Origin of the sequence: Cellulomonas hominis, from assembly GCF_005239125.1 — a bacterium.
In the GTDB taxonomy this organism is placed as follows: domain Bacteria; phylum Actinomycetota; class Actinomycetes; order Actinomycetales; family Cellulomonadaceae; genus Cellulomonas; species Cellulomonas hominis_A.
This window is the reverse complement of the sequence record NZ_SZYE01000046.1, coordinates 1-22,831: the sequence shown is the minus strand read 5'-3', so window position 1 is coordinate 22,831 and position 22,831 is coordinate 1. Positions and strand designations below refer to the sequence as shown.

20 protein-coding genes and 1 pseudogene are annotated in these 22,831 nt (G+C 74.8%); 9 read left to right on the top strand and 12 right to left on the bottom strand.

The window, feature by feature from the left end; translation table 11 throughout:
* Positions 1-510 (top strand): annotated as a pseudogene (locus FA014_RS19925) (patatin-like phospholipase family protein); the annotation flags it as partial.
* A gap of 21 nt (positions 511-531) precedes the next feature.
* On the opposite strand, the gene FA014_RS08080 reads toward FA014_RS19925, so the two are convergent.
* A complete protein-coding gene (locus FA014_RS08080; RefSeq protein ID WP_154729177.1) occupies positions 532-1,416 on the bottom strand; it encodes an aminoglycoside phosphotransferase family protein in 885 nt (294 codons plus the stop codon).
* Between the two features lie 115 nt (positions 1,417-1,531).
* Positions 1,532-2,734, bottom strand: coding sequence for an acyltransferase family protein (locus tag FA014_RS08075; protein WP_195969206.1), 1,203 nt, complete (start codon positions 2,732-2,734; stop codon positions 1,532-1,534).
* A gap of 214 nt (positions 2,735-2,948) precedes the next feature.
* Between FA014_RS08075 and FA014_RS08070 the strand changes: the two genes are divergently transcribed.
* From FA014_RS08070 to FA014_RS08045, 6 genes are read left to right on the top strand one after another with little or no spacing between them, the layout of a single operon-like run.
* The gene (locus FA014_RS08070) at positions 2,949-3,785 is read left to right on the top strand and encodes an STAS domain-containing protein (RefSeq protein ID WP_154729175.1); all 837 of its coding nucleotides are present in this window, start codon (positions 2,949-2,951) and stop codon (positions 3,783-3,785) included.
* Positions 3,785-4,186: an STAS domain-containing protein gene (locus FA014_RS08065; protein ID WP_154729174.1), complete on the top strand. Its 402-nt coding sequence runs from the start codon at positions 3,785-3,787 to the stop codon at positions 4,184-4,186. Before FA014_RS08070 ends, FA014_RS08065 begins: the two co-directional genes overlap by 1 nt.
* Positions 4,183-4,599, top strand: coding sequence for an anti-sigma regulatory factor (locus tag FA014_RS08060; RefSeq protein ID WP_154729173.1), 417 nt, complete (start codon positions 4,183-4,185; stop codon positions 4,597-4,599). The genes FA014_RS08065 and FA014_RS08060 overlap by 4 nt, the downstream gene beginning before the upstream one ends.
* Entirely contained in the window at positions 4,587-5,612 is a 1,026-nt protein-coding gene (locus FA014_RS08055; RefSeq protein ID WP_154729172.1) for an ATP-binding protein, read from the top strand. The genes FA014_RS08060 and FA014_RS08055 overlap by 13 nt, the downstream gene beginning before the upstream one ends.
* On the top strand, positions 5,609-7,360 hold the full coding sequence (locus FA014_RS08050) for an ATP-binding protein (RefSeq protein WP_230322967.1): 1,752 nt from the start codon (positions 5,609-5,611) through the stop codon (positions 7,358-7,360). Before FA014_RS08055 ends, FA014_RS08050 begins: the two co-directional genes overlap by 4 nt.
* On the top strand, positions 7,357-8,949 hold the full coding sequence (locus tag FA014_RS08045) for a SpoIIE family protein phosphatase (protein ID WP_154729171.1): 1,593 nt from the start codon (positions 7,357-7,359) through the stop codon (positions 8,947-8,949). Before FA014_RS08050 ends, FA014_RS08045 begins: the two co-directional genes overlap by 4 nt.
* A 47-nt stretch (positions 8,950-8,996) precedes the next feature.
* Here the strand turns inward: FA014_RS08045 and FA014_RS08040 are convergent, their stop codons facing one another.
* The 10 genes from FA014_RS08040 to FA014_RS07995 form a co-directional block, all read right to left on the bottom strand.
* Positions 8,997-9,413, bottom strand: a complete 417-nt coding sequence (locus FA014_RS08040) for a TfoX/Sxy family protein (protein WP_230322966.1) — start codon at positions 9,411-9,413, stop codon at positions 8,997-8,999.
* A 96-nt stretch (positions 9,414-9,509) separates the two neighbouring features.
* Positions 9,510-10,007 (bottom strand): heme-degrading domain-containing protein, encoded by a 498-nt coding sequence (locus tag FA014_RS08035; RefSeq protein WP_195969205.1) that lies wholly within the window; start codon positions 10,005-10,007, stop codon positions 9,510-9,512.
* Entirely contained in the window at positions 10,004-11,674 is a 1,671-nt protein-coding gene (locus tag FA014_RS08030) for a fucose isomerase (RefSeq protein ID WP_230322965.1), read from the bottom strand. Before FA014_RS08030 ends, FA014_RS08035 begins: the two co-directional genes overlap by 4 nt.
* Positions 11,675-11,741: 67 nt before the next feature.
* A complete protein-coding gene (locus FA014_RS08025; protein WP_230322964.1) occupies positions 11,742-12,632 on the bottom strand; it encodes a dihydrodipicolinate synthase family protein in 891 nt (296 codons plus the stop codon).
* Positions 12,629-13,453 carry an SDR family oxidoreductase gene (locus FA014_RS08020; RefSeq protein WP_154729168.1) on the bottom strand — a complete coding sequence of 275 codons (825 nt, stop codon included), beginning with the start codon at positions 13,451-13,453 and terminating at the stop codon, positions 12,629-12,631. The genes FA014_RS08025 and FA014_RS08020 overlap by 4 nt, the downstream gene beginning before the upstream one ends.
* A 2-nt stretch (positions 13,454-13,455) precedes the next feature.
* Positions 13,456-14,544, bottom strand: coding sequence for a mandelate racemase/muconate lactonizing enzyme family protein (locus FA014_RS08015; protein ID WP_154729167.1), 1,089 nt, complete (start codon positions 14,542-14,544; stop codon positions 13,456-13,458).
* 54 nt (positions 14,545-14,598) lie between these two features.
* A complete protein-coding gene (locus FA014_RS08010; protein ID WP_195969204.1) occupies positions 14,599-15,417 on the bottom strand; it encodes a carbohydrate ABC transporter permease in 819 nt (272 codons plus the stop codon).
* A 23-nt stretch (positions 15,418-15,440) separates the two neighbouring features.
* On the bottom strand, positions 15,441-16,379 hold the full coding sequence (locus FA014_RS08005; protein ID WP_154729165.1) for a carbohydrate ABC transporter permease: 939 nt from the start codon (positions 16,377-16,379) through the stop codon (positions 15,441-15,443).
* A 3-nt stretch (positions 16,380-16,382) separates the two neighbouring features.
* A complete protein-coding gene (locus FA014_RS08000; protein ID WP_154729164.1) occupies positions 16,383-17,642 on the bottom strand; it encodes an ABC transporter substrate-binding protein in 1,260 nt (419 codons plus the stop codon).
* Between the two features lie 231 nt (positions 17,643-17,873).
* Entirely contained in the window at positions 17,874-18,566 is a 693-nt protein-coding gene (locus FA014_RS07995; RefSeq protein WP_154729163.1) for a FadR/GntR family transcriptional regulator, read from the bottom strand.
* 423 nt (positions 18,567-18,989) lie between these two features.
* On the opposite strand from FA014_RS07995, the gene FA014_RS07990 reads away from it, so the two are divergent.
* Together FA014_RS07990 and FA014_RS07985 are read left to right on the top strand one after the other, a co-directional pair.
* On the top strand, positions 18,990-20,723 hold the full coding sequence (locus FA014_RS07990; RefSeq protein ID WP_154729178.1) for an ABC transporter ATP-binding protein: 1,734 nt from the start codon (positions 18,990-18,992) through the stop codon (positions 20,721-20,723).
* On the top strand, positions 20,720-22,729 hold the full coding sequence (locus tag FA014_RS07985) for an ABC transporter ATP-binding protein (RefSeq protein ID WP_154729162.1): 2,010 nt from the start codon (positions 20,720-20,722) through the stop codon (positions 22,727-22,729). The genes FA014_RS07990 and FA014_RS07985 overlap by 4 nt, the downstream gene beginning before the upstream one ends.
* The last annotated feature ends 102 nt before the right edge of the window (positions 22,730-22,831 follow it).

Here is a 22,831-nt window from a genome sequence, read left to right as displayed (position 1 = left end):
GCGGGTCCGGACGCGCCGGCGCGGTGGCGCGCCACGGTCGCGGCGCGGCTGCCGCGCGCGGAGTGGCCGGAGGGCCGGGTGCTGCTCACCGCCGTCGACGCGCGCACGGGCGAGCCGGTCGTGCTCGACCGGTCGAGCGGGGTCGACCTCGCGGACGCCGTGGCCGCGAGCTGCGCCGGCGGCCCCGCGTACCCGGTCGGCGACCGCTGGTACGTGGACGGCGCGCACCGGCGCGGCGAGAACGCCGACCTGGCCGCGGGGTACCGGCGGGTGCTGGTGCTGGCGCCGCTCGGCGGGGCCTCGCTCACCCCGGCGGCGTGGCGGCTCGACCTCGCGGCGCAGGTCGAGGACCTGCGGGCCGCCGGCAGCCGGGTCGAGGTGGTCGTCCCGGAGGACCCGGGGCTGTTCGGCGAGCGCGCGATGGACCCGACCCTGCGGCCGGTGGCGGCGCGCGCCGGGCACGAGCAGGGCCGGGCGCTGGCGGGGCGGCTCGCCGGCTTCTGGGGCTGAGCCCGCGACCGCCCGCGGCGCTCACACGCCCGCGTGCAGCGCGTCCAGCACGTGCCGGGCGAGCCGGCGCTGCTCCGGGGGCTCGTTGGTCACGAGGATCAGCGCCTTCCACACGGCCCAGCCCCGCCCGCGGGCCCAGGTCGCGTCGTCCACGCCGAGCTCGGCCCGGAACACCTCGCGCGCGGCGCCGGTCAGCCAGGTCCACACGGGCGTGGTGTCGCACGCGGTGTCGCCGACCGCGGCGCAGCCGAAGTCCAGCACGGCGGCGAGCTCCCCGTCCCGGACGAGCAGGTTGTTCACGGCGACGTCGCCGTGCAGCCAGGTCGGCGTGCCGGTGAACGGCGCGGCGAGGGCGTCCCGCCAGAGACCCGCCGCGAGGTCCCGGTCCCGGCCGTGCACCCGGTGCAGGATGTCGCCGACCTCGTCGTCCCACTGCTCCAGCGGGCCGCCGCGGAACGCGCTGTGCAGCCCGGGCCCCGGCGCGCCGTCCGTGTCGCAGCCGCGCAGCGCGACGAGGAACTGCGCGAGGTCGGCGGCGAGCCGCACCGGGTCGTCGACGGCGGCGCGCGCCAGCGGGGTGCCGGGGCGCCAGCCGTAGACGGACCACGGGGCGGGGAACCGCTCGGACGGCTCGCCGACGGCACGCACCTCGGGGACCGGCAGCGGCAGGTGCGGGGCGAGCCGGGGGAGCCAGGTCTGCTCCTTGGCGACCTGCGGCACGTAGCCGGGGGCGCTGGGCAGCCGCACGGCCAGGTCGTCGCCGAGCCGGAACATCCGGTGGTCGTTGCCACCGTCCGCCACCGGGCGCACCGGCAGGCCGGCCCACCGCGGGTGCTGCTCGGCGAGCAGCGCGCGCACCAGGTCCGCGTCGACGGCATCGGCGTGGATCGGGGTGCCGGTGGTCACCGTCTGACGCTACCGCGGGCGCCGCGCCCGCCCCGAAGGGGTGTCCGGCGCCCCGAGGGGGTACCCGACACGTCGAGGGGGTACCCCCTGGATGCTCGCTCGACGTGTCGGTTGCTCACTCGGCGACCAGGCGCGCCTCCGCCGCGGCGGGCTCGGCCCGGGCGGGCTCGGCCCGCGCGGGCAACGCGGGGTCCGAGCCCGCGCGGGGGCGCGGGACGTCGGGGCGCCCGCCGTCCTGCGCCCGGCGACGCAGCCGCGCCGCCGGGCGCTCGACGAGCCACCAGCTCGCCGTGGCCGCCAGCAGCGTCAGCACGATCCCGAGCGTCCCGCCCGTCAGGTCGCGCGGGTCCCCGAGCCACTGCGTGATCGGCAGGTTCCACAGGTACGCCGCGTACGAGACGGTGCCCAGCGCGACCACGGCCCGCACCGGCCCGCGCGCCGGCCACCGCGACTCCGCGGCGAGCAGCACGAGCACCGCCGAGGCCACGGCGAGCGCGGGGATCGCGACCAGGTACATCCACGGGGACGCGTCGAGGCCCGGGACGACCGCGACGGCCGCGAACGCCGCGAGCAGCGCCCCGGCCAGCCACCGGCGCGCGACCGGACCGGCGGGCAGCGCCCGGGACGCCCGGTCGCGGCCGAGCCGCAGCGCGCAGCCGACGAACAGCGCGACGGACCACGAGGTCGGCAGGGCGTACACGCGGGCGACGTCCGGTGCCTGGTAGGCGATGGTCGCCGCGCAGAGCAGCAGCGACCCCGCCACCCCGAGCGCGACGACGGCGCGGACCCGCCGCCGGCGCCACGCGACCGCCAGGACGAGCGGCCAGAGCAGGTAGAACTGCTCCTCGGTCGCCAGGGTCCACAGGTGGAAGAACGCGCCGCTGCCGTGGGGGAGGTACGGCAGGTTCGAGGTGTAGGTGAGGGCGGAGAACAGCGTCCAGGGCACCTGCGACGGACCCGCGAACAGCCCGAGGAGCCCCTCGACCACGAGGTAGCCGGCGAGCACCAGGCCCAGGGGCGGCAGCAGCCGCAGCGCCCGCGCGCCGTAGAACCGGCCCCAGCGGACGCGCCCGTGCGACGCGAGGTCCCGCACGAGCAGGCCGGTGATGAGGAAGCCGGACAGGACGAAGAACAGCGTCACGCCGACCATGCCGCCCGAGCCGAACGCGTCGCCGTCGGCGTGGGTGAGCATCACCAGGGCGATCGCCACGCCGCGCAGGGCGTCGAGCCCGGCGACCCGGCCGGCGGGGGCCCGGGCGCCGCTCCGCGACGAGGAGGTGGTCCGCGGCGACGCGTGGTCGGGTCCGGCAGCTGTCACGGGCAGACGGTAGCCGCGCGCGCCCCGGTTCGGGCGGATTTCGACCGGTTTGTCACCCGTCAGGCGGCCCCCTCCGGCGGGGTTCCGACCCCGACGGGTGCGGGCCGGGGCTCCGCCCTCCCGCCCACCGCGCGCGCCGCTGACCTGCGCTGTAGCATCGCGCCCGCGCCCGCCCCCCGGCGAGCAGCCGCACCTCGAACGGAGACCTGAGCAGATGCCCGGAGCCGACGCCGCCCGCCTCGCCGAGATCCTGGAGAGCCGGCGCGCCGACATCTCCGCCACCTGGCTCGACGCGGTCATCGCGGAGCTGCGGGGGCGCACCACCCGCTCCGAGGCCGAGCGCGAGCAGGGCGAGATCCTGGACGCCCTGCTCGGCGGGCTCCGGAACGGCGGCCTGCGCCTCACCGAGCCGGCGTTCGACGGGCTGCGGAGCCTGCTCGCCGAGCTCTCGGCCACCCGCGCGCGCCTCGGCTTCACGCCGCGGGAGACCGCGATCGGCGTCCTCGCGCTGAAGGAGGGCCTGTACGCCCTCGCCGCCGACGACCAGGGCACCGCGCTGGGCGAGCTCACCGCCCTGGTCCGCCTGGTCGACGACCTCGGCCTGTTCACGTTCGAGTCCTTCGCCGCCGCCCGGGAGGACATCATCGCCGAGCAGGCCGAGCAGCTCCTCGAGCTGTCCACCCCCGTCGTCAAGCTGTGGGAGGGCGTCGTCGCCGTGCCGCTCGTCGGCACCCTCGACTCGGCGCGGACCCAGGTCGTCATGGAGAAGCTGCTCCAGACGCTCGTGGACACCGGGTCGGAGCACGCGATCATCGACATCACCGGCGTGCCCGCGGTCGACACCCAGGTCGCCCAGCACCTGCTCAAGACCGTCGTCGCGGCGCGGCTGATGGGCGCCGAGTGCACGATCTCCGGGATCCGCCCGCAGATCGCGCAGACGATCGTGGCGCTCGGCATCGAGTTCGGCGACATCAGCACCAAGGCGACCCTCGCGGACGCGCTCGTGGCGGCGTTGCGCGCGAACGGCGCCGCGAAGCCGGCTGTCGCCTGATGGACGCCGTCCCCATCCTGAAGCTCGGGTCGACGCTGCTCGTCTCGATCCAGATCGACCTGCAGGACCAGACCGCGCTGCAGCTGCAGGAGGACCTGGCCGAGCGGATCACCCAGACCGGCGCGCGGGGCGTGCTCATCGACATCTCCGGCCTGGAGATCGTGGACTCGTTCATCGGGCGGATGCTGTCGTCGATCGCCGGGATCTCCCGGGTGCTCGACGCGACGACCGTCGTGGTCGGCATGCGGCCCGCGGTCGCGATCACCATGGTCGAGCTCGGGCTCTCCCTCGACGGGGTGCGGACCGCGCTCGACGTCGAGAAGGGCCTGCGGATGCTGCGGCCCGCCGACACGACCTCGCCGGAGGCGCTGCTGCTCGGGCTCGACGCGGACCGCGCGTGACCGCCGTGGAGCCGGACACGGCGCAGCGGCTCCCGATCACCACCGACGGCGACGTCGTCCGCGTCCGGCAGGCGGTGCGGGCGCTGGCGCAGGGCGCCCGGCTGTCGCTGGTCGACCAGACCAAGCTCGTCACCGCGGCCAGCGAGCTCGCCCGCAACACGCTCATCTACGGCGGGGGCGGGGAGGCGGTGCTGTCCGAGCTGGCGGACGGGCGCCGCACCGGCGTCCGGGTGGAGTTCCGCGACGACGGCCCCGGCATCCCGGACCTGGACCAGGCGATGACCGACGGCTGGACCAGCGGCAGCGGGCTCGGGCTCGGGCTGTCCGGCGCCCGCCGGCTCGTGGAGCAGTTCGCGATCGACACGGCACCCGGAGCGGGCACCCGCGTCACGATCGCCTCGTGGTCCCGGTGACCGCGGACGCCACCGTCGAGGACGTCGTCTGGCTCACCGCCGACCACGTGAGCGCGGCCGGCGCCGCCCGGCGGGCCGCCGCGGCCCTCGCGGAGCGGGTCGGCATGCGCCCGGACCGGGTGGGGGAGATCGGCCTCGCGGTGACGGAGCTGACCGCGAACCTGGTGAAGCACGCCGGCTCGGGCGCGGTGCTGCTGCGCCTGCGGCACGGTGCGGCGGGGCCGGTCGTCGAGGTCGTGACCGTCGACTCCGGGCCCGGCATCGCCGACGTCGAGGCGGCGGTCGCGGACGGCACGTCGTCCGCCGGCACGCTCGGCATCGGGCTCGGCGCCGTGGTGCGGCTGGCGTCGGGCTGGGACGTGTGGTCCCGGCCCGGCGCGGGGACGGTGCTGACGGCGGCGTTCGCGGCCGAGGCCGGGGCGACCGCACCGGTCCCCGCGGCCGTCGGGATCACGCGGCCGATGACCGGCCAGGAGGTGTGCGGCGACGCCTACGCGATCCGGGAGGACGACGGCGTGCGCACGCTGCTGCTCGCCGACGGCCTGGGGCACGGGCCGCTCGCCGCGGTGGCGAGCACGGAGGCGGTGCGCGCGTTCCGCGCGGCGCCCGCGGGTGGTCCCGCGGACCTGCTGCGCGCGGTGCACGGGGCGCTGGCGGGGACCCGCGGCGCGGCCGTGGCGGTCGCCCGGCTCGACGGGGACGAGGTGCGGTACGCGGGCGTCGGGAACATCGCGGGCGTCGTCGACGACGGGCGCACCCGGCGGGCGATGATCAGCCACCCGGGGATCGTCGGCGCGCAGGCCCGGACGATCCGGGAGACGGCGTACCCGCTGCCGCGCGGCGCGGTCGTGGTCATGCACAGCGACGGGCTGACCGAGCGGCACTCGCTCGAGCCGTACCCGGGCCTGCTCGGGCGGTCGCCGCTCGTGACGGCCGCGGTGCTGCTCCGGGACTTCGGTGTGCGGCGGGACGACGCCAGCGTCGTCGTGGCGCGGGCCGGGGCCGCGGCGTGACGCCGCGCCCGTCGGTGTCGGCGCCCGGCGGCACCGGCCCGCTGCGCGCGCTCGCGACGGTGGAGATCGTCGCCGAGGGGGACGTCGTGGTGCTCCGCCAGGTCGGGCGGGAGGCGGGGGAGCTGCTGGGCCTCGACCGGCAGGACCAGGTCCGGCTCGCCACCGCGCTGTCCGAGGTGGGTCGCGAGGTCGTCGCCGGCGGCCGCGGCCGCGCGGTGCTGCACGTCACCGAGCCGCCCCGCGCCGGGCTGGTCGTGCACGTGCACGGCGCGCTCGCGGCCGGGGTCGCGCACGGCGAGCCCGCGGGGGTCGCCGCGGCGGGGCGCCTGCTGGACCGGGTGGAGGTCGAGGAGCACCCGGACGGCCGGGTGGTCGTGCTGCACAAGGCCCTGGCGGACGGCGCGCTGCTCGGCGGGCGGCTGGACGGCGTGCGCGCGGCGCTCGCGCGGCCCCGGTCGGCGGACGCCCTCGGCGAGCTCCGGGTGCAGAACGCCGAGCTGGTCCGGGCGCTCGACGCGCTGGCGTCGCGGGAGGCCGAGCTGGTGCGGGCCAACGAGGAGCTGGAGGACACCAACCGCGGCGTCCTCGCGATGTACACCCAGCTGTCCGACGAGCTGGAGGAGACGAACAGCGGCGTCGTCGCGCTCTACGCCGAGCTCGACGAGCGCGGGCGGCAGCTCACCGCCGCGAACGACGCGAAGACCCGGTTCCTGCGCAGCGTCAGCCACGAGCTGCGGGCGCCGGTGAACTCGATCCTCGGTCTGACGTCGCTGCTGGCGGACGGCGACCTGGACACCGACCAGCGGGTGCAGGTCGGCTACCTCGACGCCAGCGCGCGGGCGCTGCTCGGCATGGTCAACGAGCTGCTCGACCTGGCCCGCGCCGAGTCGGGGCGCCAGCACGTGCACCGCGTCCGGGTGGACCTGCCGGCGGTGCTCGCGGAGCTGGCCGGGACCGTGCGGCCGCTGCTCCGCCCCGGTGTGGAGCTGCGGCTCGAGGCACCCGCGGACCTGGTGCTGCACACGGACCCGGAGCTGCTGGAGCGCGTGCTGCGGAACCTGCTCACCAACGCGGCCAAGTTCACCGAGGCCGGCGCCGTCACGGTGCGGGCGACGCGGGCCGCGGACGGCCGGGCGGTCGTCGTGGTGGTCGAGGACACCGGCCTCGGCATCGCGCCGGAGCACCTGGGCGAGGTGTTCGAGGAGTTCTTCCAGGTGCCCAACCGGCTCCAGCCGTCGGTCAAGGGCACCGGGCTCGGCCTGCCCTACGCGCGCCGGGTCGCCGAGGCCCTGGGCGGGACGCTCGAGGCCGCGAGCGAGGTCGGCCGCGGCAGCACCTTCACGCTCACCCTGGAGCGCGCCGACGTGCCGACGCTGGGCCGGGTGCTCGTGGTCGACGACGAGGAGGCCGGCCGCGCCGTGCTGCGCGGGCTGCTCGCGGACGCCGCCGCGGAGGTGCTGGAGGCCCGGGACGGGGCGGAGGCCCTGGCGCTGCTCGCCGCCGCGCCGGTGCTCCCGGACGCCGTGCTCCTGGACGTGCGGATGCCGGGCACCGACGGCCCGGCGACGCTGGCGGCCATCCGGGCCGACGGACGGACCGCGGCGCTCCCCGTGGTGCTCATGTCCAGCGCGGAACCCCCGGCCGTCGACGCGCCGTTCCTCGACAAGGCGGACCTCGACGCCGCGGGGCTGGCCCGGGCGTTGCGTGCGGCCGGCGCCCCGGCCGCCCCGAACGGGTCCGGCCGGTGACGGCCGCGGCCGACGACCCGCGCCGCGTGCTGGTCGTGGACGACACCGAGGCGCACCGGTACGTCATGGCCAGCTGGCTGCGCCGGGCGGGCTACGCCGTCACGGAGGCCGGGACGGGCCGTGACGCGCTGGAGCTGGCCGCGGGGCACGACGCCGTGGTGCTCGACGTCAACCTCCCGGACATGTCGGGCTTCGACGTCTGCGAGCGGATCAAGGCGGACGAGGCCACCGCGGTCCCGGTGATGCACGTGTCCGCGACGTCGATCGACGCCCGGTCCCGGACGTCGGGCCTGCAGCGCGGCGCGGACGCCTACCTGGTCGAGCCGCTGGACCGCGACGAGTTCCTGGCGACGGTGGCGGCGCTGTGCCGGTCGCACGCCGCCCGCCGGGGCATGACGGAGCACGCCCGCCGCCTCGCGGACCTGGCCGCGGCCGTGGTGCCGCTCGCCTCCGCCGCGTCGCTCGACGACCTGGTCGCCCGCGCCGCGCAGGGCGGTGCGACCGTGTTCGGCGCGCCGGTCGTGGTGGTCGCGACCGCCCCGGACGGCATGGCGACCCGGGTCGTGTCCGCGGGTCCCGGCCGGGCGGTCGTCCACGGGCGGCTGCTGGCCCCCGCGGCGGAGGCCCTCGCGCCGGAGCCGTACGACCTGCCCGCCGCCGACACCCCCGGCGTGTGGCGCGAGATGCTCGACCGCGCCGGCGTCGCCACCACCTCGTGGCACGTCGCGCCGCTCACGGACGCGGCCGGGCGGGTGATCGGCGGGTTCGCCGTCGCGGCGCCGGTCCCGTTCGAGGTCGAGGAGCGGGAGCTCGCGCTGCAGCTCCGGGCGGCGCTCACGGGCGCGCTGGCGACCCTGCGCTCGTTCGCCCAGGAGCACCTCGTCGCGCTCACGTTGCAGCGCTCGATGCTGCCGCACGCGCTCCCCGCCCCGGCGGGGCTGCGGATGGCCGCGCGGTACAGCGCGTCCGACGCGCAGCTCAGCGTCGGCGGCGACTTCTACGACGCGCTCGACCTGCCCGACGGCCGGGTCGCGGTGGTCATCGGCGACGTGCAGGGCCACTCGCTGCGCGCCGCGACGGTCATGGCGCAGCTGCGGTTCTCCCTCGGCGCGTACCTGATCGAGGGGCACCCGCCGGCGCGGGCGCTCGACCTGCTGAACGACCTGCTGCGGCGCAGCCACCCCGAGCTCGTGACCGTCTGCGTCGCCGTGCTCGACCTGCGGGACGGCACCGTGGAGGTCGCGAATGCTGGGCACCTGCCGCCGCTGCTGGTCACCGCCGGGGGCGCGGAGTACCTGCTCGCGACGTCGCCGCTGCTCGGCGTGCCGGCGCCGGGGGAGCGGGCGGTGGCCCGGGTGGCGACCGACGGGCCGTGCACCCTCGTGCTGGTGACGGACGGGCTGCTCGAGCGGAGGTCCGGGCACCTGCGGGACGCGCTCGACCGGATGGCCACGGTGGCGACCGACGTCGGGACGCTGGAGCCGGACGAGCTGTGCGACGTGCTGCTGCGCCGGTTCGACAACGTCGACCAGGACGACGACGTCGCGGTCCTGGCGGTGCACCTGACGGGCGAGCGCGCCAGGGGTTGACGCCACGAGGCCGGCCGCGTCGATCCCGGCGCTGCACGGCGGTCGTCTCAGCCCGCCGAGCCCGGGCGGCGCGGGGACCGGCGGGCGGCCGGCTCCTGCGCGCGGGCGTGGGCGTTCTCGCGGGCCAGGGCGAGCCAGCCGGCCAGGTCCGCGTCGGTCGCGACGGCGCCGGACTCGACCGTCAGCCAGCCCGCGCCCATGCCGCGGCGCCCCATGTGCGCGCCCGCCGCGCCCGGCCGGGACGCGAGCTCGTCGTGCCGCTCGGCCGCCACCCGGACCAGCAGGTCCCCGCCGCTCCGTGCGCTGACGATCATCCGGTCGTCGAGGAAGAACGAGACCCCGCCGAACATCGCGCGGTCGGTGACCGCGGCCGTGTCGGTGGCGAGCAGGGCGCGGATGCGGGCGGCGAGCTCCGCGGTCATGACGGCCTCCGGGCGTCGGGCGGGCTGGTGCGCGACGGACAAGGCGACGCTAGAGCGCGGACCGGCGGGCGGACAAGACCGGCGGCGGGGGTCCGCGGGACGGCACGGCGTGCGGTGCCGTCCGCGCGGGCCCGTCGCTCACCGGCCGTCGTCGCGCAGGTGCCGCAGCGCCTCGACGGCGAGCGCGTGGTCCTCGTCCTGCGTGAGCCCGGAGACCGCGAGCACCGCGACCTGGCCGCACCCCGCGAGGTCCACAGGGACCGCCCCGCCGGCCAGCGCGTAGTCCGCCGGGTCGAGCCCGTAGTGGGCCAGCGACTGCCCCGCGCGCTCCAGCCGGAGGGCGACGAGGCGGGAGGGCGCGTCGAAGCGCTGGACGGTGCGGATCTTGCGGGCCGCCCACGCGTCGTGGTCCGCCCAGGTGCCCGGCCGGGCGGCGTGGAACAGCTGCCGGTCGCCGCGGCGGATGTCGACCACGACGGCGAGCCGCCGCTCCTCGGCGGCACGCCAGAGCCAGCTGCCCAGCGTCCACGCGTCCTCGTCCCGCCAGCGTCCGAGGGCGAGCGCCGCCCGCTCCGCCGCCAGCCGGGCGAGGTGCGCCTCCGGGGGCGCGACGACGGTCCGCGGGTCGGCCGTCACGGCGCGTCCCCGCACACGTGGACCTCCAGCCCCAGGCCCTCGAGAGCCGCCGCCTTCACCAGGAAGGCCCGCGCCGCCGCGCCGGCGTCCGGTGCGTACGCGACGTTGAGATGGTTGGCCTTGTGCCGCGCCATGAACTGGTCGCGCGTGACGCCGTGCAGCACGGCGTGCATGATCGGCCACTCGGGGTTCGTCGCCGCCCTGCGCCGGGCGGTCTCCGCCTCGGGCAGCGCGAGCGCCGTCGCCCGGCCCATGTCGACCTGGAGCCGCCCGTCCGCGATGTACACGCGCGACCACACGACCTCGCCCGGCCGGCAGACGCCGCTGAGGGTGGAACCGCCGGAGGGGAAGTAGACCGGGTCCTGACGCAGGCCCTCGGCGCCGGCGTACCCGCCGACCAGGTGGGACGCCGGCACCGCGCCCGAGATCTCCCACACCCAGACGAACCGGCCGTCGAGCTCCTCGCCCCACCGCACGTCGTGCAGCGTCGTCGCCGGGTCCAGCCCGAGCGCGGTCCAGACGCGCTGGGTGACGAGCGCGTCGACGGCCGCGCCCTCGTCCGCCTCGTTGAAGTGCGGCAGGGGCGCGCCGGGGCGCAGGACGCGCTGCCCGTCCCGCGACCGCACCGGGGGCCGCTCGACGTTGTTGAGCAGTCCCTCGGCGAGGTCGGAGGCGGGGCAGAGGTCCTTGAGCCCCTGCTGGTACTGGATCCCGACGGCGTCGAGGCCGAAGTCGTCCGCGATCCGCAGGGTCGCGATGTACATCTTGTGCTGCCAGCGCAGCTGGTCCAGGGTCAGCTCGGTGCGCTCGTCCGTGCCGAGCCGGAACTGCATGCCCGCGTCGACCAGCCACTGCTGGACGGCGTCCGCCTCGGCGTCAGGGACCGTCTGCATCTCCGCCCACAGGGCGGACTGGGACAGGCGCTCCTTGTAGATCCCGATCGGGTTGAGCAGCTCGTCGTCGATCACCGCGTGGTACATCCCCATGCAGCCCTCGTCGAACACGCCGATGATCGCCTTCTCCCGCAGGAGGTGGTTCGCGATCTCGGTGCCCGCGTCGCGCTCCGGGCCGTCGTCGAGGCGGAGCGCGGACACGTGCGCGGCGTCGTGCTGCACCGACCCCGTCGTCAGCCACGACCGGATGGCGGCTCGGAACCACGGGTCGGTCCCGTCCACGGTCCACGCGGTGGAGTGCGGAGTTCCCGTCTTCGTGAGTCCCGCGTTGAGGGCGAGCAGGCCGACCAGCCCGGGCCACTCGCCGGCGAAGTTGGCGACGGTGAGGATCGGGCCCTGGTGCGTGCGCAGGCCGGCCAGGACGTGGTGGCTGTACTGCCACACCGCCTCGGCGACGACCAGGGGCGCGGTCGGGGGGATCGAGCGGAACACGTCCAGGCCCATCCGCTGGCCGGAGATGAACCCGTGCCCCGTGCGAGGGTCGACGGGGTTGGCGCGGACGAGCGACCAGCCGTGGGCGGCGAAGGCGTCCGCGAGGAGCCGCTCGAGAGCGACCTGCGCGGGCCAGCCCGCGCGGTTGGCCGGTTCGCGCAGGTCGCCGGACGCGACGAGGTAGGCGGTGCGGTCGGGTGCGGTGCGGTCCGGGTCGGGGGACGTCGGGGGGTACGGAGCCGGGGTCGCGGGGGTCGGCCCGGTGGGGGAGTCGGTCGTCATCGGGGTGCTCCTGTCGTGCGGTGGGGGCGGTCCGAGGCGGGTGCGGGAGGCGTCGGTGGCAGGCGGCTCACCCCTCCTCGACGAAGCGCCGGATCCGCCCGGCGAGCGCGTCGAGCGCAGACCGGTCGTCGTCCGTCAGCGGGCGGAACGGGCGGCGGCAGTTGCCGGTGACCGGCCCGCGGGCGCAGGCGAGGTACTTGGCCGCCTGGAACACCCCGTGCGCCACGAGTTCCCCGACGACCTCGTTGATCTGCGCCTGCGTGCGTCGCGCGCCCGCCAGGTCGCCGGACGCGACGCGGTCGCGCACCCGGAGGAACAGCTCGGGCTGGATGTTGACCGTGGTGCCGATCGTGGCGGTGGCGCCGGCCACCAGGGCCGACAGGTACTGCTCGTCGAACCCGTTGATGAGCACCTTGTCGGGGTGCCGTGCCGCGAGCCGCTCCAGGGCGTGCAGGTCGTGGTCGGTGTGCTTCATGCCGGCGACCTGCGGGTGGTGCAGGAGCCGTGCCGAGCGGCTGCCCGGCAGCGCGACGCCGGTGAACTGCGGGATGTTGTACAGCAGGACGGGCACGTCCACAGCGTCGATGACGTCGAGGTAGTACTGCTCGACCTCCTCCGCGTCGAAGGCGTAGTAGATCGGCGGGATCATCGACACCGCCGCCACGCCGGCGTCCTGCGCGGCCCGGGCCAGCTCGATCGTCCGGGCGGTGCTCGCGGTGCCGACGTGCGCGACCACGGGCACGCGGCCGCCGACCTGCTCGGCCACCCGGTCGACGACGTCGCGACGCTCGGACGACGAGAGCAGCAGCGCCTCGCCGGAGGAACCGCAGCAGTAGAAGCCCTCGACGCCGCGGGCCAGCTGCTCCTCGACGACCTCGCCCAGGACGTCCAGGTCGACCGAGTCGTCCGCCCGCGTCGGCGTCACGACCGCGGAGAAGACTCCGGCCAGGGCGGTCACCACGCGGTCCACCCGCCGTCGACCACCAGGTTCGCGCCGGTCATGTACCGCGAACCGTCGGCGAGCAGGTAGACCACCGGTGCCAGGAAGTCGTCCGTCGACGCCATCCGGCCGACCGGGATCCGCGCCGTGTAGCCGGCGCGGAACTCCTCGTCCTGCGTGTCGCGGCCGATCCCGGACGGCGTGAGCGTGTTGACGCGGATGCCCGCCTTGCCCCAGTAGGTCGCGCAGTACCGTGTGAGGTTGTAGATCCCGGACTTCGACGCCGAGTACGCGACCGGCTTCACGAACGGGACGCCGGTGCGCTCCTCCTGGTAGGCGTAGATGTCCTGGACCGGAGACAGCATCCCGTAGATCGAGCCGATGTTGACGATCGACCCGGGCCGGCCGGCCTCGCGGATCCGCCGTCCGACCGCCTGCGTCATGAGGAAGGTCCCCGTCAGGTTGACGTCCAGCACCTGGCGGAACACGTGGGCGGGGAAGTGCTCGAAGGGGCCGGACACCTCGGGCGGGGCGCTCGGCTGCGTGTCGATCCCAGCGTTGTTCACCAGCCCGTCAGGAGCGCCCCACGGCTCCAGGACGGCGTCGAGCCCCGCCTCCACGCTCGGGCCGTCGGTGATGTCGAGCGAGGCGTAGCGGAGCCGCGGGTGGTCCGCCAGCGCCCCGAGCACGGCCGGGAGCTGCCCGGGCTCCTCCCGGGAGACGGCGGCGACCCGGGCGCCACGCCGCAGCAGCTCACCGGTGAGGGCGGCGCCGAGCTGCCCGAGGGCCCCGGTCACGACGACGGTGCGGTCCGTGAGGTCGAACAGGGTGTCGGACACGGTCAGGCCTCCACTCGGTGCAGGGCGAGGTGGTCGTGGTCGAGCAGCAGGCCGTGGCCCGGCTCGTCCGGCGGGACGAGGTAGCCGCCTTGCACCGGCTGGGGCGCGATCACGCCCAGGTCGCTGAGGGTGCCGCCCTCGGTCATCTCGCCGCACAGGGCGTTCGGCACGGCGCACAGCAGGTGGGCGCTGAGCTCGAGCACGAAGTGCGGCGCCATCGGGACTCCGTAGGCGCGTGCGAGGGCGGCGATGTCCAGGTAGGGCGTGATTCCCCCGACCCGGCCGACGTCCGCCTGCACGACGTCGCACGCGTCACGCCGGAGGTACTGGTTGAACTGCTGCAGCGTGTAGACGTTCTCCCCGAGGCCGATGGGTGCGGTCGCGCGGGCGCGGAGACGGGCGTGCCCCTCGACGTCGTCGACCCGCAGCGGCTCCTCGACCCAGTACAGGTCGAGGTGGGCGAACCGGCGCATCGCCCGCACCGCCTGGTCGTAGGTCCACCCCTGGTTCGCGTCGACCATGAGGGGGAAGGCGCCGACCGCCTCCCGGATCCGGGTGAGGCGCTCGACGTCCTCCTCCAGGTCCGGCTTGCCGACCTTGACCTTCGCCGCGAAGCACCCGTCCGCCCGCCACCGGCGGACCTGCTCGACGACCTCCTCGACCGACAGGTTCAGGTTGATGCCGCTGCCGTACACGGGCACCCGGTCGCGGACCCGGCCCAGCAGGTCCGCGAGCGGGACGCCGCGCTCCTTGGCGACGGCGTCCCAGACGGCGACGTCGACCGCGGCCAGCGCCAGGCTGGTCGTGCCCCCGACACCGTTGTCCCGGAGGTGCTGCCAGGCGTCGTGCCAGAGCGGGACGGGCGCGACTTCCCGGCCCAGCAGGGTCGGCGTGAGCTCGCGCAGCATCGCCATGATGCTCGCGCCCCCGACGCCCGAGGTGTGGGTCAGGCCCACGCCGACCACCCCGGTGTCCGTGGTCAGGCGTGAGGTGATGATCTCGATGTGGGTGACGACGTGGATCTGGTCGCCCCACGGACCGCAGGGCAGGGGCAGGCGGGAGAGCTGGTACTCGATCGAGTCGATCTTCACGGAGAGTCCTCTCGGAGGTGGTGAGCGGGGTGGTGCCGACCTGGCGAGGTGGGGTCAGCCCTTCACGGCGCCGGCGGCCAGGCCGGCCACCAGTCGCTTCTGGACGAGCAGGAACCCGACGATCACCGGCATCACGGCGAGGACGCCGCCGGCCGTGAGCAGGTCCCACCGGATCTGGTACTCGCCGATGAACAGGTGCAGGCCGACGGGCAGCGTGCGGGTGGAGGTCGACTGCATGAAGGTCAGCGCGTACAGGAACTCGTTCCACGTGAGCGTGAAGATGTACGTGCCTGCCGCGACCATCCCCGGCGCCAGCAGCGGCAGGATGATCAGGCGCACGACCTGCCAGGACGAGGCGCCGTCGATCCGCCCCGCCTCCTCGAGCTCGTGCGGCACCGAGTCGAGGAAGCCCTTGAGCAGCCACGCGGCGAAGGGCGTGGCGAACGCGGCGTGCACGAGGGCGAGGCCGACGACGTTGTCCAGGAGGTTGAGCACCCGCAGCTGCCCCTGGAGCGAGATGACGAGCAGGACCGCCGGGAGCAGCTGGGCGACGAGGACCGCCACCATGAAGGCGCGTCGCCCCACGAACTCGAACCGCGAGAGGGCGATCGCGGCCCCGGACGCGCAGACCAGAGCCAGGGGCACGGCGATCGCCGCGACCAGCAGGCTGTTGCGCAGGTAGGTGAGGAACGGCGTCGAGGCGAGCAGCTCGCCGTACGCCGCACCGCTCCACCGCTCGGGCCAGAGCGTCGCCCCGGCGGTCGCGAGGTCGTGCGCGGGCGTGACCGAGGTCAGGAACATCACGGCGTACGGGCCGAGGATCACGGCCATCCACACCGTGAGCAGCAGGTAGTGGCCGGTGCGCCACGCCACCGCTCCGGGTCCGGTCCGGCGCCTCATCGGCCCGCCCGCTTCCCGGTGAGCCGGACGTACAGCACCACGAGCAGCGACAGCACCGCGGCCTGGGTCACGGCGTACGCCGCACCTGTGCCGAAGTCCATCGCCTTGTAGGCCGTGACGTAGGCCTCGAGCGTCAGGTTCGTCGAGGCGAGCCCCGGGCCGCCGCCCGTCATGATGAGGATCAGGTCGACGTAGTTGGTCGTCCAGATCAGCCGCAGCAGGGTCGTGATCAGGATCGTCGGCAGGATCGCCGGCAGCACGACGTGCCGGAACACCCCCCGACGACCGCAGCCGTCCATCGACGCGGCCTCGCGCAGCTCGGGCGGGACGCCCTGGAGGGCCGCGAGGATCATCACCGCGAACAGCGGCACGCCCTGCCACACGCCGACGGCCACGAGCGAGGGGAGTGCGGTCGTGGCGTCGCCGAGGAAGGCGATCGGCCGGTCGACGAGCCCCAGTCCGCGCAGCACGCCGTTGAGGACGCCGTGGTTCGGCTCCAGGATCCAGATCCACATCAGCGCCACGAGCACGCTGGGCGTCGCCCACGGGATCATCGCGAGACCGCGGTAGACCCCGCGCAGCGGGAACCGGCTGTTCAGCAGGTGCGCCGCGACGAGGCCGAGCAGCAGCTGCAGCAGCACCGTGCCGACCGTCCACGTCAGCGTGTTGCGCACCAGCAGCCCGATGTCCTCGCGAGCGAGCACCTCGCCGATGTTGGCCAGGCCCACGAAGCCTTGGACGCCGGTGAACGGGTTGACCTCGTTGAACGCGAACCAGGTGGACCGCAGCAGGGGGTAGCCGGCGAACGCCCCGACCAGCAGGATCGCGGGCGCCAGGTAGAGGTAGGCCTCCCAGCTGCCGCGGGGACGGCGCCGGGGGCGCGGGGCCGGACGGGCGGATGCGGAAGGCAGCACCGCCGGGGACGAGGTGCCCACCTCTCAGTCCTCCCTGAGCAGGTCGGCGAGGCGACCGAGCATCTCGACACCGGACTGCTGGCCCTGCATCGCGATCTGGACCTGCGTCTGGAACTCCGTCGCGGCGAGCCGGGCCACCCCGGGAAGGGCGGGCCAGCTCCTGGCCGTCCGGGCTGCGTCGATCGCGAGACCGAGGTCGGGGTCGGTCGAGAACGGCTCCGCGGAGGCGACGGACTCCAGCACGGGCAGCTGGCCCTCGCCCGAGGTCGACATCTGGTGCATCGGCTCCTGGGACGCGAGCCAGGAGATCCAGGTGAAGGCGGCCTCCTGGTCCGGGCAGGAGTCGAGGACCACGTTCCCGCTCATCGAGGTGAGGGTCGCGGGGTCGGCGCCGTCGGCGACCGGCACCGCCACGACGCCCAGGTCGTCCCCGAGCGACTCGCGCATCGCGTCGAGCGAGCCGGGGTGGTGCATCATCATCGAGGTCGTGCCGGCGGCGAAGTTGGTCTGCACCTGCGCGAAAGCGGCGGTGCTCGAGCCGGGCGGGGCGGCGTCCAGCTCCGTCACGACCGACAGGTAGCGCTCGTTCGCCGCGACGGCCGCGGGCGAGTCGATCACCACGGCGCCGTCGGCGTCGACCACCTCGGCCCCGCCCGCGAACATCCAGGCGATCCACTGGTCCTGCCCGCCGGCCCCGCCGCGGACGTCGAAGCCGTACCGCCCCGCGTCGTGGTCGGTGAGCGCCCCTGCGGCGTCGAGGAACTCCTGCTGGGTCCGGGGCGGCTCCACGCCCGCCTCCGCGAGGTGTGCGGCGTTGTAGTAGAGCCAGATCGTCACGTACTGGTGCGGCAGCATGTACACCGCGTCGCCGCCCGGCAGCCGTCCGGTGTCCCACAGGCCGTCGATCACGTCCGCGGCACCGTCCCAGGCCTCGACCCGGGACGTGAGGTCGGCCAGGACGCCCTGCGGCGCGAGCTGGCCGAGCCACCAGTCCTTGCTGCGCGCCGCGCACGGCGCCGTCCCGGAGGCGGCGGCGGTGAGCAGGCGGTCCTGGTACTGCTCGAGCGGCACCGTCGTGAGGCTCACCCGCACGTCGTCCTGCTCGGCGTTGAACCGGGAGACCAGCTCCTGCCACACCGGGTCCGTCGCGTCGTCCTGCCAGAGCCAGTAGCCGACCTCGGCGGGCCGGTCCGCGCCGTCGGGTGCGGCGCCGTCGCCGCACGCCGTGACCAGAGCGACGGTTGCGGCCAGGGCGGCTGCCGTGGCGGTGGTTCGTCTCCTCATGTGCTCCTCCTCGAGCGCTCGGGGTGCTCCGGTCGCGCGGTGCGTGGCCGGGTGGTGCGGGGGTCTGCGGTGCGGGGGTCGTCCGGGTGGCGCCCGCGGCTGGGCGTGGGGCGGGGCCTCGTCGCCGGTCGACTGCCGGCTCGGGGCGTGACGGCTCGCACGACCGGAGGCCGGTCGCGTGACGCGGGGTGGGGGCGGCGCCCGCCTGCAGGACGCCGCAGGGGGATCCGGTCAGCCCTCCGTCCGGCTGCGGGAGGGACCGAGCAGGCGTCGTCGCACGCCCCAGAAGTGCGCGTCCAGCTCGTGGGCGGCGAGCCGGACGTCCCGCTCCACGACGGCCTCGCAGATCCGGGCGTGCATCGCCGCCACCGACGGCAGGTCCTCGACCCGGACGGACGTCTCGCGGATCCGCTCGTGCAGTCGCCAGAAGGCGGACGCGACGCCCTCGAACACCCGGTTGCCCACCGATGCGAAGAGCAGGTGGTGGAACTCCTCGTCCTCGGCGTCGATGGGCGACCCCCGGCGGGCGGCGGTCGTCATGCGCCGCACGGTGCGTCGCAGGGCGTCCCGCTGCGCGGGGGTCATGTGCGCGGACGCCTGTCCCACGTGGCTCGTCTCGAACGCGTGCCGGATCTCGAAGAGCTCCGCCGCGGCCCGGGGCGCGTCGCCGACCGTCGCGGCCAGGTGTCTGCCGAAGGTGTCCGGTGCGAAGCCGGTCCAGAGCCGCCGGGCGCCCTGCCGCGATCTGACCGCGCCGTAGGACTCGAGCACGGCGAGGGCCTCGCGCACCTGCTGCCGACCGGCGTGCAGGGTCTCCGCGATCGCCGCCTCGGACGGCACGAGACCGCCCCCTGACGGTTGGAGCCGCGCGAGCTGCTGGAGCAGCCGCAGATCGCTGCCGTGCTGCGTGTGCGTGTCTGGCACCCTGGTTCCTCCCGTCCTCCGCGGCGACGCCGATGCTCCTGATGAGTAGCGACGCTAGGGCGCGCCGATCATCGGGGACAACGGAGGGGCCGGCCTTGTCCGACAGGTCGCGCGTCAGCGGCCGGGCCGGCGACCTGGTGTGATAGGTGAGGCTATCGGCGGCCGCCGACACGGCCGGGCCGCGGGGTCGGCACCGGACGCCGCTCCGCGGGCCGGCCGAGGGCGGCCGGTGCGCACGGCACGTCCCGGTCGCACGTCGGGTCGTCACGCGCGCGCGGCACGGCTCCGCGCGGCCCGGGTGGGCGAAAAACGTGACCGTGCGTGTCGGTGCCGGTGCGTACCCTGGCGGAGCCGATCGCGGACGGTTCCCCCCGCCGCCCCGTGGTCGCGGACCTCGTCGCCCGCCGACCCCTGGAGACCCACGTGCTCGCCCGCTTGCTCGCGCGCTACCTGCGCCCCTACCGCCGGCTGCTCGTCGGCGTGCTGGTCTTCCAGCTCTGCTCGGCCCTGGCCATGCTGTACCTGCCCAACCTGAACGCCCGCATCATCGACGAGGGGGTCGCCCAGGGGGACACCGGGTTCATCTGGCGCGCCGGCGGGTACATGCTGCTGGTGTCGCTCGGCCAGATCGTCGCCTCGATCATCGCCACCTACTTCGCGGCGAGGGCCGCGATGCAGGTCGGCCGCGACCTGCGCGACGACGTGTACGGCCGGGTGAGCGGCTACTCGGAGCGGGAGATCTCCCAGTTCGGCGCCGGCTCGCTCATCACCCGCAACACCAACGACGTCCAGCAGGTCCAGATGCTCGCGATGATGGGCGCGACCATGCTGGTCAGCGCCCCGATGCTCGCGATCGGCGGCATCGTCATGGCGCTGCGCCAGGACGTCGGGCTGTCCTGGCTGATCGCGGTCTCGGTGCCGGTGCTGCTCCTGATCGCCACGCTGATCATCAGCCGGATGGTGCCGCTGTTCCGGTCGTTCCAGACCAAGCTCGACGCGGTCAACCGGATCATGCGCGAGCAGCTGACCGGCGTGCGCGTCGTGCGGGCGTTCGTCCGGGAGGACATCGAGGGCGAGCGGTTCCGGGGCGCGAACACCGACATCATGGTCGTCGGCCGCAAGATCGGCTCGCTGTTCGTCGTGCTGTTCCCGCTCGCGATGCTCGTGCTCAACGTGACCGTCGTCGGCGTGATCTGGTTCGGCGGCATCGAGGTCGACAACGGGAACGTGCAGGTGGGGACGCTGTTCGCGTTCATGCAGTACATCGGCCAGATCCTCATGGGCGTCCTCATGGCCACGTTCATGACGGTGATGATCCCGCGCGCCGCGGTGTCGGCCGAGCGCATCACCGAGGTCCTGACCAGCGAGTCCACCCTCGCCGTGCCCGCCGAGCCGGTCCGCGGCACCCCGCGGCCGGGCGAGGTCGACTTCGACGACGTGACCTTCGCGTACCCCGAGGCGGAGCACCCGGTGCTGTCCGGGGTGTCGTTCACCGCCCGGCAGGGGCAGACGGTCGCCGTGATCGGCTCGACGGGCGCGGGCAAGACCACCCTCGTCTCGCTGATCCCGCGGCTGTTCGACACGACCGGCGGCACCGTCCGGGTCGGGGGCGTCGACGTCCGGGACCGCGACGTCGAGGAGCTCTGGGCCGGTATCGGGCTGGTCCCGCAGCGGCCGTTCCTGTTCGCCGGGACGGTCGCGTCCAACCTGCGCCTCGGCCAGGAGGACGCCACCGACGCCGACCTGTGGCGCGCGCTCGAGATCGCCCAGGCCAGCGACTTCGTGTCCCAGATGGAGGGCGGGCTCGAGGCGCGGATCGCGCAGGGCGGCACCAACGTGTCGGGCGGCCAGCGCCAGCGGCTCGCGATCGCGCGGGCCCTGGTGCGGCGCCCGGCGGTGCTGCTGTTCGACGACTCGTTCTCCGCGCTCGACCTCGCGACCGACGCCCGGCTCCGTCAGGCGCTGTGGCGCGAGCTGCCCGAGGTCACCAAGATCGTCGTCGCCCAGCGGGTGTCGACGGTGACCGGCGCGGACCAGATCCTCGTCCTCGAGGACGGCCGGGTGGCCGGTCTCGGCACGCACGACGAGCTGCTCGAGACCAACCAGACGTACCGCGAGATCGCGGAGTCCCAGCTCGCGGTGGAGGCCGGCGCATGAGCGACCAGAAGACGCGGACGAAGCCGGCCGAGCCGGAGCTGACGGAGGACGAGAAGCTCGAGATCGAGCTCGGGGAGCAGGCGCGCCTCGCGTCGGACTCCTGGGACTCGGTCGCGCCCGGCAAGGCGGACAACTTCGGGCAGTCGTTCGGCCGGATGCTCGGCCTGCTGCGCCCGTACAAGTGGGCCCTGGTGGCCGTCACGATCATGGGCGCCGCCGGCGTCACGCTCACCGTTCTCGCGCCGCGGGTGCTCGGCCGGGCCACCGACGCCGTGTTCACCGGCTTCATGGGCCGGCAGCTGCCCGAGGGGCTGACCCAGGAGCAGGCGGTCGAGGGGCTGCGGGCGAGCGGCCAGGACCGGATCGCGGACATGGTCGCCGCGGCGGAGAACCTGGTGCCCGGCGCGGGCATCGACTTCGACCTGCTCGGCCGGCTGCTGCTGACCGTGCTCGCCCTGTACGTGGCGGGTGCCCTGCTCATGTGGCTGCAGGGCTACATCATCAACGTGATCATGGTCCGGGCCATGTGGCGGCTGCGCGAGCAGGTCGAGACCAAGATCAACCGGCTGCCGCTCGCCTACTTCGACAAGGTGCAGCGCGGCGAGCTGATCTCCCGCGTCACCAACGACATCGACAACATCACGCAGACGATGCAGCAGTCGCTGTCCTCGGCGCTGACCTCGATCCTGACCGTGGTCGGCGTGCTGATCATGATGTTCACGATCTCCTGGCAGCTCGCGCTGGTGGCGCTGGTGTCCATCCCGCTGATGGGCGTCATCTTCGGGGTCATCGGCCCGAAGTCGCAGAAGGCGTTCGGCATCCAGTGGCGCAAGGTCGGCCGGCTCAACGCGCGCGTCGAGGAGTCGTTCTCGGGGCACGCCCTGGTCAAGGTCTTCGGCCGCCGGCAGGACTTCGCGGACAAGTTCAAGGCGGAGAACGAGGAGCTCTACCAGGCCTCGTTCAAGGCGCAGTTCCTGTCCGGCATCATCTGGCCGGGCATGTCGTTCGTCAGTAACCTGACCTACGTCGGCATCGCGGTGCTCGGCGGCCTCATGGTCGCGAGCGGCACGATGCTGCTCGGCAGCGTCCAGGCGTTCATCCAGTACACGCAGATGTTCACCCAGCCGCTGTCCGAGCTCGGCGGCATGGCCGCGGTCGTGCAGTCCGGCACCGCGTCGGCCGAGCGGGTGTTCCAGCTGCTCGACGAGGACGAGCAGAGCGAGGACGACCCGCACGCCCCCGCCCCGGCCGAGGGCGACGGGACCATCGAGTTCGAGCACGTCGCGTTCTCCTACGACCCCGAGCACCCGCTCATCACGGACCTGTCGTTCACCGTCCGCCCGGGGCAGACGGTCGCGATCGTCGGGCCGACCGGCGCCGGCAAGACCACGCTGGTCAACCTGCTCATGCGGTTCTACGAGCTGGACGGCGGCCGGATCCTGGTCAACGGCCAGGACATCGCGACGCTCTCCCGGCACGACGCCCGTGCGCGCACCGGCATGGTGCTCCAGGACCCGTGGCTGTTCGCCGGCACCATCCGGGAGAACATCCGGTACGGCCGGCAGACGGCGACCGACGAGGAGATCCTCGCCGCCGCGCAGGCGACCTACGTCGACCGGTTCGTGCACTCGCTGCCGCACGGCTACGACACCGTGCTGGAGGAGGACGCGGCCAACCTGTCCGCGGGGGAGAAGCAGCTCATCACGATCGCCCGGGCGTTCGTGGCGCGGCCGTCGGTGCTCATCCTCGACGAGGCCACGTCCTCGGTCGACACCCGCACCGAGAAGCTGCTGCAGAAGGCGATGGCCTCGCTGCGGCAGGGGCGGACGTCGTTCGTCATCGCGCACCGGCTGTCGACCATCCGGGACGCCGACCTCATCCTCGTGATGGAGCAGGGCGCCATCGTCGAGAAGGGCACCCACGAGGAGCTCATCGCGGCGGGCGGGGCGTACCACCGGCTGTACCAGTCCCAGTTCGCGGGCGCGGTGGTCGGGGAGGACGCGTGACCGGCCGGTCCGTCGGAGGACCGGGCGGCGCGCGACCGGGGGGCGGGGCCACAGCCGCGCCGTCCCGGCCCGCGCGCACCCTGCCCCTCCGGGCGCGGGGCC

Bases quoted from the DNA above. Each gene is read 5' to 3' on its own strand.
- FA014_RS08070 (WP_154729175.1), top strand. From the start codon at position 2,949: ATGCCCGGAGCCGACGCCGCCCGCCTCGCCGAGATCCTGGAGAGCCGG.
- FA014_RS08065 (WP_154729174.1), top strand. From the start codon at position 3,785: ATGGACGCCGTCCCCATCCTGAAGCTCGGGTCGACGCTGCTCGTCTCG.
- FA014_RS08030 (WP_230322965.1), bottom strand. From the start codon at position 11,674: ATGACGACCGACTCCCCCACCGGGCCGACCCCCGCGACCCCGGCTCCG.
- FA014_RS08000 (WP_154729164.1), bottom strand. From the start codon at position 17,642: ATGAGGAGACGAACCACCGCCACGGCAGCCGCCCTGGCCGCAACCGTC.
- FA014_RS07985 (WP_154729162.1), top strand. From the start codon at position 20,720: ATGAGCGACCAGAAGACGCGGACGAAGCCGGCCGAGCCGGAGCTGACG.